This window comes from Microbacterium sp. (assembly GCF_035554235.1).
Lineage (GTDB): Bacteria > Actinomycetota > Actinomycetes > Actinomycetales > Microbacteriaceae > Microbacterium.
Window position 1 is genome coordinate 1 of sequence record NZ_DATMIO010000021.1, and the last position, 6564, is coordinate 6564.

Consider the following 6564-nt stretch of genomic DNA (forward strand, 5'->3'; position numbering starts at 1 on the left):
GGCGCTCCGAGATCGAGGCGACATCGGCCACGGCGATCGCGAGGAAGTCGAGCACATAGGCGACGGGGGCGCCGTGGAAGTTCCCGTTCGACTCCACGCGGCCGTCGTCGGTGATCACGGGGTTGTCGACCGCGCTCGCGAGCTCGCGCGACGCGATCGTCGCCGCGTGGTCCACGGTGTCGCGGGCGGCGCCGTGCACCTGCGACGAGCACCTCAGCGAGTACGCGTCCTGCACGCGCGTGCACACCGCCGGGTCGTGGTGGCTCGCGACGATCGCCGAGCCCGCGAGGAACGAACGCAGGTTGGCCGCGGATGCCGCCTGCCCCACGTGCGGGCGGAGCGCCATGAGGTCGGCCGCGAAGACCGCGTCGGTGCCGAGCTGGCTCTCGATCGACATGGCGGCGGCGACGTCGGCCACCTCGAGCAGCATCGACAGGTCGTGGAGCGCGAGCAGCAGCATCCCGAGCATGCCGTCGGTGCCGTTGATAAGGGCGAGGCCCTCCTTCTCCCGGAGGACGAGCGGGGGGATGCCCGCGGCGGCGAGGGCATCGGCCGCGCCGACCCGTGTCCCCGAGCCGGTCGCGTGGTCCATCACCCTCACGTCGGATTCCCCCATCGCCGCGAGGGCGATATGCGCCAGCGGGGCGAGGTCTCCCGAGCAGCCGAGTGACCCGTACTCGCGCACGATCGGCGTAATGTCCGCGTTGAGCATCGCCGCGTAGGTCTCGACGACCACGGAGCGCGCGCCCGTGTGACCCGTCGCGAGGGTCTGCAGCCTCAGCAGCTGCATCGCGCGCACCACCTCGCCCTCGACCTCGGCGCCCGTTCCCGCCGCATGCGAGCGGATCAGGCTCGCCTGCAGCTGGGCGCGCCGGTCCCCGGCGATGAAGGTCGTGGCGAGCGCGCCGAACCCCGTGGAGATGCCGTAGTGCGGCTCGGGATCGGATGCGAGCGACTCGACGAGGGTGCGGGATGCGGCGACACGCTCCATCGCCGAGGGATCGACCGCGACGCGCGCGCCGTATCGGGCGACGGCGACGACGTCGTGCGGGCGCAGGGGTGCAACGCCCACGACGACGGCATCGGCGCTGCCGCGGCGTGCCGTGACGGAGGGAGGGCTGACGGTGGCCATGGCTCGATTCCACACCCGCGGGCTCGCACGCGCGAGGGGTCGGTGCCATCCTGTGTCTGTGATTCCAGACAAAGCGACGCCCGCGAGATCCGTGGTCGGTGCGGGCTCCGCGCCCGCGGCCGTCACCGCATCCGGCCCCGCCCCGCGACCGCAAGTGCCTGCGGCCGACCAGGCGCTCCGCATCCTGTCGTTCCTGGCGCGGCAGCGCGGGCCGGTCGCCGCGAGCACCGTCGCCGGTGCGCTCGGCATCCCGCGCTCGAGCCTCTACCACCTGCTCGCGACGCTCGAGGAGCATGGGTTCGTGGTGCATCTGCCCGTCGAGCGACGCTGGGGGCTCGGCGTCGCGGCCTTCGAGCTGGGCGGCGGCTACGCCCGGCAGGAGCCCCTCGCCCGGCTCGGCCGAACGCTGCTCGCCGATCTGGTCGACCGCGTGGGCGAGAGCGGCCACCTCGCCGTGATGACGGGGCGCGACGTGCTCTACATCGTCGAGGAGCGCGCACCGCGCCGCCCGGCTCTCGTGACCGACGTCGGCGTGCGACTGCCCGCCCACCTCACGGCGTCGGGCCGGTCGATGCTCGCTGCGCTCCCCCGCGAGCAGGTGCGAGCGCTGTATCCGGATGCTGTGGCCTTCGCCGACCGCACGGGCCGGGGTCCCGCGCGACCGCGTGAGCTGCGCGATGTGCTCCGCGAGACCCGCGACCGCGGCTACGCGCTCGAAGACGACGAGGTGACGCTCGGCCTCGCATCCGTCGGCGTGGCCGTGCTCGACCACGTGGGCTGGCCGATCGCGGCGATCGCGGTCACCTTCTCCAGCGCCGGCGAGCGGGATGCCGCGGCCCTGGCAGCTCTCGTCGAGCCCGTCGCGGCCGAGCTCGGCCGCCGCATCCGGGGTGCTCGGCCGTCAGCATCCGAAATCTGAAAGAGTCTTGCAGATCTCTCCGTGCCGTCCTATTCTGAAATCCTCTTTCAGATTGGACCACGTCATGAGCACCCCCGAAGTCCGGCGCACGATCACCGATCCGGCGGCACTCGACGCTCTCGCTCACCCCGTGCGCCTCGACCTCCTCAGCTTCCTGATGTCGCACGGTTCGGCGACCGCATCGGAGTGCGCGCGCGCGGTGGATGATTCCCCTTCCAACTCCAGCTATCACCTGCGCGTGCTGGCCAAGCACGGCCTCGTAGAGCCCACTTCGTCCGAGGATGGCCGGGAGCGCCCCTGGCGCGCCACCATCACGGGTCTGAGCCTCGACGCGGAGGCGACGGATCCTGCGGTGATCGCCAGCGCGACGGCCATGGTCGAGGCATCCCTGCTGCTCGACTACCAGCTCGCCCGCGAGCACGTTCGCCGCCGCGACCGCATCGAGGGACCGTGGCGCAACGTCGATGCCCACGCCCAATACGGCCTGCGGGTCACGCCCGACGAGCTTCGTTCGATCGTGGAACGCGTCGATGCGGTCATCCGCCCGTTCATCGCCGCGACGCGGGATGACGCGCCCGACGACGCGGCGGCCGCGAGCATCTCGCTGGTGGCGTTTCCTCGACCGACGTTCGCCGAGGCGACGAGATGACCGTGCGCACCGCCTTCGCGATCCGCGCGTTCCGTCGCCTGTGGGGTGCCGGACTGATCTCGGAAACGGGCGACTGGCTGCTTTTCATCGCCCTCCCCCTCGTTGTCTTCGACCTCACCGGCTCGGCGGTGGGGACGGCGATCGCCTTCCTGCTCGAGCTCGTTCCGGCCGTCGTGCTCGCTCCGCTCGCCGCGCACCTCGTCGGGCGGTTCGACCGGCGGTGGCTCATGGTCGCCCTCAACGTCGGTCAGGCGCTGGCCCTGCTGCCGCTGCTGTGGGTGAATGACGTTGGCGATCTTCCGATCGCGTACGCCGTCATCGTCGTGCACGCATCGCTCAGCGCGGTCTTCGAGCCGGCCAAGAACACGCTTCTGCCGGAGCTTGTCGACACAGAGCGACTCGTCTCGGCCAATGCCCTCATCGGCCTCAATCAGAACCTCGGACGTCTCATCGGCGGGCCCCTCGGCGGCGTGCTCCTCGCGGTCGGAGACCTCGGGGTCATCGTCGCCGTCGACGCGATCACCTACGTCGTCTCGGCCGCCCTCATCGCCACCCTGCCTGCGGTGAACGGCTCCCCCCGCGGTGCGGCCGCGGGACGATCCCCCGAGGGGCTCCTCGCCGCGCTGCGCGTTTCACGTCTTCGCGGCGCGTACGCCGTGATCTTCGTCTCCAGCATCGCCCAGGGCATGTTCTTGGTGTTGTTCGTCCTCTTCGCGTTCGGTCCGCTACACGGCTCCGATGCCGATGTCGGCCTGCTGCGCGGCATCCAAGCGGTCGGCGCGATCGTGGCCGGTCTCGTGCTCGGGTTCCTCGCGCGAGGGTCGTCGCCGCGGGTGCTCGCCACGGCGAGCCTGTTCGCGTTCGGGGCGCTCTCGCTCGCGATCTGGAACCTCCCCGCGATCACGACGGACCTGTGGCCGTACGTCGTGCTGTTCGCCGCCGTCGGCGCGCCCGGTGTCGTCATGATCGCGGGGCTGATCAGCGTGCTGCAGGAGGAGTCCACCGCCGGCCAGCGCGGTGCCGTGTTCGCCGCGATCGGGCTGGTCGGCGCGCTCGGCCAGGCCGCCGGGATCCTCCTCGCCGGATTCTCCGACGGCCCGATCGGTCTGGTCCCGCTCCTGGAGGTGCAGGGCGGTCTCTACGTGGTGGCCGGGGCGATCGCCCTGCTCTGGCTGCCGCACCCCGCCACCGCGCCGCTCATCGCGAAGGGAGCGGCGGACGCCGCACAGCTGCGCCGATAGTGTGCGCGTGCCGTCCGCACTGCGCGCGGTCAGTCGACCTGCGCGACGCGCCCGCCGGTCAGCGCGACGAGCTGGTCGAATGTCATCGGGAACACCGTGTGCGGCGTGCCGCCCGCTGCCCAGATCTCAGGGAAGGCCGCGAGGTCGCGGTCGACGATCGTCGTGAGCGCCGCGGGATGCCCCGTCGGCGCCACTCCCCCGATCGCCTGGCCCGTGGCATCCCGAACCTGCTCCGGTGTGGCACGCCGCAGCGCGCCACGACCAAGGCGCTCGGCGAGCGCGGCGGTGTCTACGCGATGCGCGCCGCTGGTCATGACGAGCAGCGGCTCATCGTCCGACCAGAACACCAGGCTGTTCGCGATGGCTCCGACCTCGACGCCGAGGGCGGCCGCCGCGAGAGCGGCCGTGGCCGCGGCATCCGGAAGCACGACGATCTCTCCGGGAATGCCCGCCTCGACGAGGCGCTCGGCGACGACACGGCTGCGTGCGGGGAGGGCTGTGCTCACCCCGCCAGCCTAGAACGATGGGCGCGCCGTCCGCGTCGGCCCCCGTTCGCTTGGGACCGGATCACACCCTCTCGTTCAGCGCGAGGATGTTGCCTTCGCTGTCGGCGAACCACGCCGCCCTCTCACCGGGAAGCTCCGCCACGCCGTCGACCGTCGTCAGCCCGGGAAAGTCGTAGTCCTTGAAAACCACGCCCTTCTCGCGCAGCGCAGCCATGGCCCCGGCGAGGTCGTCGGTCTCCACGGCGAAGACGGTGTTCTGCGCGGTTCCCGCGTACGAGGTCTGGTAGACCATCACCGGCACGCCGCCCAATCGGTAGAACACCGCACCGGCATCCTCCTGCACCTCCTCGGCCGTCAACCCGAGCACACCCTCGTAGAACGATCGAGCCCGATCGAGATCGGACGCCGCGATCACGGCGGCGCCGCGCGCATCTTCGAACATGGTGTCCCTCCACTTCCTCCTGTGGTTTTCGCCCTTGGCGCAGACGGTACTCCTCTCCCATGTCGGCCGGTAGGCGCTGCCCGGGCGTCTTGCTATCGGTGAGGGCGCTGCGCCGGCGCGTGCCGGATTCAGGCTGAGTCGGCCCGGCACCCCGTGTTTTCGGCCCCTGAGGCTCATCCCGCCCCAGCCGTCCTGAATCCGGTTCGGCTCAGCTCGGACGTCGGCGCCCGGCCGCGGCGACTCCCCGAAGGGCGGCGACGACGACTTCCGGGTGGTACATGATGTCTTCGGCGATCGGCCGCAGCGTGGAGTACCCACGAGCCGCCAGGGCCAGATCCCGCCGGCGGTCGCGCTTCTGGGCTATCCAGCCGCTGTGGTGGGCCTCCGAGTCGCACTCGATCACGAGCCATCCATCGAGCACGAGGTCGACGCGGCCGACCCCGTCGATCTCGGCCTGCACGTGCACATCGAACCCGAGGGCGCGAGCGATGAGCCGGACGAGCGTCTCGGGGCCCGACTCCGCCCGGCCGTTCACGTGCCGTCGGAGCACGCGGCGCCGAGCGGTGACATGCGCGAAGATCTCGTCGAGATCGGAATCGTCGATGAGCCGCAGGTACAACGCGGAGTCGAGGGTTGCGACGGCGGCACGCGGCGGCTGACAGTTTGTCGCCTGGATGAGCGCATCGATCACCTCCACCCGCGCGGACTGGGGATGGGGCTCGCGGCGGAGCGTCGCCCAGTGCAACCGCACTCGCCGGGGCGAGTTGCGAAGTCTCGACGCCGAGCGTGGGACATGCACGTGCACAGCATCCTTCGAATGGACGAACACCCCCATCCGCGCGAGCACCGAGACGCAGGCGAGACGACCGCCGACCATGGCGGCACACTTGACCTCGGTGGAGGCCGTGGCCGGCAGATACACGCCGACCCGCGTCCGCAGCAGCGACCCGGTGTCAACGGCTGCGATGATCTGGCGGCGGGTCAGCCCCGCGAGGCGGAGGTCCCTCGTGCGAAAGAGCGGGTCGAGCACGCCTTCCGCCCGCAACAGCAGTACTTCGAGGGGCACCTGACCGGCGTGCATCAACATCCTTCGACCGTGCCGGGAGAGGGCGCCCACGTGCACGCCGATCCGGCGGTTGGGGACAGCGCCGCGCGCAGAGGCGATGGGGAGGAGGCGGGGTTGACGACGCGCGGGCGTGCCGCATACAGGCTCAACGAGGCCGCGCGCCGCTGATCGCCGAGTTTTCGACGACTTCAACCTCAGCGATCCTGAATCCGGGACCCCGACCGCGTCGAAGAGCGGGGTTGGGGACGCGGGGGCGTGCCGCATACAGGCTCAACGGGGCCGCGCGCCGCTGATCGCGGGGTGTTCGTCGACTTCAACCCCACCGATCCTGAATCCCGCACGCAGATCGCGGCTGAGAAGAAGGGAGACGTGCTCCTGAAGGAGCGCGACAGGCCCCGCAAGGCAAGAGGCCCACCGCACGGACCGCCCGAATGTCCCTCACTGAGCAGTCTGCTCAGTTGCGGCCGGGGACGTTGAACAATCGGCGGGGCAATGGTGCAATAGAAGGGATGTCGCGATGATGCGCATCGCACACGCACACGCCTCGCGCCCCACGAAGACGCGAGCGGCTGATCGACGAGGACCACAATGTCTGCGAGCCTGCCACTG

General features: G+C 70.9%; 7 protein-coding genes. 3 read left to right on the forward strand and 4 right to left on the reverse strand.

From position 1 onward, the window contains the following. Positions 1–1132: aromatic amino acid lyase (locus VNT50_RS01225; RefSeq protein ID WP_325483292.1), on the reverse strand; the 1132-nt coding region annotated here is incomplete at its 3' end. A 154-nt stretch (positions 1133–1286) separates the two neighbouring features. On the opposite strand from VNT50_RS01225, the gene VNT50_RS01230 reads away from it, so the two are divergent. The 3 genes from VNT50_RS01230 (at position 1287) to VNT50_RS01240 (ending at position 3941) form a co-directional block, all read left to right on the forward strand. Beyond that, complete coding sequence (locus tag VNT50_RS01230; protein ID WP_325483298.1) at positions 1287–2051, forward strand: IclR family transcriptional regulator; 765 nt, start codon at positions 1287–1289, stop codon at positions 2049–2051. A 64-nt stretch (positions 2052–2115) separates the two neighbouring features. Further along, entirely contained in the window at positions 2116–2700 is a 585-nt protein-coding gene (locus VNT50_RS01235; RefSeq protein WP_325483293.1) for a winged helix-turn-helix domain-containing protein, read from the forward strand. Next, positions 2697–3941: an MFS transporter gene (locus VNT50_RS01240; protein ID WP_325483294.1), complete on the forward strand. Its 1245-nt coding sequence runs from the start codon at positions 2697–2699 to the stop codon at positions 3939–3941. The genes VNT50_RS01235 and VNT50_RS01240 overlap by 4 nt, the downstream gene beginning before the upstream one ends. A 29-nt stretch (positions 3942–3970) precedes the next feature. Here VNT50_RS01240 and VNT50_RS01245 read toward each other — a convergent pair whose 3' ends face one another. From VNT50_RS01245 to VNT50_RS01255, 3 genes are all read right to left on the reverse strand, one after another. After that, positions 3971–4447 (reverse strand): YbaK/EbsC family protein, encoded by a 477-nt coding sequence (locus VNT50_RS01245; RefSeq protein WP_325483295.1) that lies wholly within the window; start codon positions 4445–4447, stop codon positions 3971–3973. A 61-nt stretch (positions 4448–4508) separates the two neighbouring features. Beyond that, entirely contained in the window at positions 4509–4889 is a 381-nt protein-coding gene (locus VNT50_RS01250; protein WP_325483296.1) for a VOC family protein, read from the reverse strand. A gap of 208 nt (positions 4890–5097) precedes the next feature. Then, complete coding sequence (locus VNT50_RS01255) at positions 5098–5976, reverse strand: endonuclease domain-containing protein (RefSeq protein ID WP_325483297.1); 879 nt, start codon at positions 5974–5976, stop codon at positions 5098–5100. Positions 5977–6564 lie beyond the last annotated feature (588 nt).

Excerpts from the sequence above, each read along its gene's own strand:
- VNT50_RS01235 (WP_325483293.1), top strand. The coding sequence starts at position 2,116 with ATGAGCACCCCCGAAGTCCGGCGCACGATCACCGATCCGGCGGCACTC.
- VNT50_RS01240 (WP_325483294.1), top strand. The coding sequence starts at position 2,697 with ATGACCGTGCGCACCGCCTTCGCGATCCGCGCGTTCCGTCGCCTGTGG.
- VNT50_RS01250 (WP_325483296.1), bottom strand. The coding sequence starts at position 4,889 with ATGTTCGAAGATGCGCGCGGCGCCGCCGTGATCGCGGCGTCCGATCTC.
- VNT50_RS01255 (WP_325483297.1), bottom strand. The coding sequence starts at position 5,976 with ATGTTGATGCACGCCGGTCAGGTGCCCCTCGAAGTACTGCTGTTGCGG.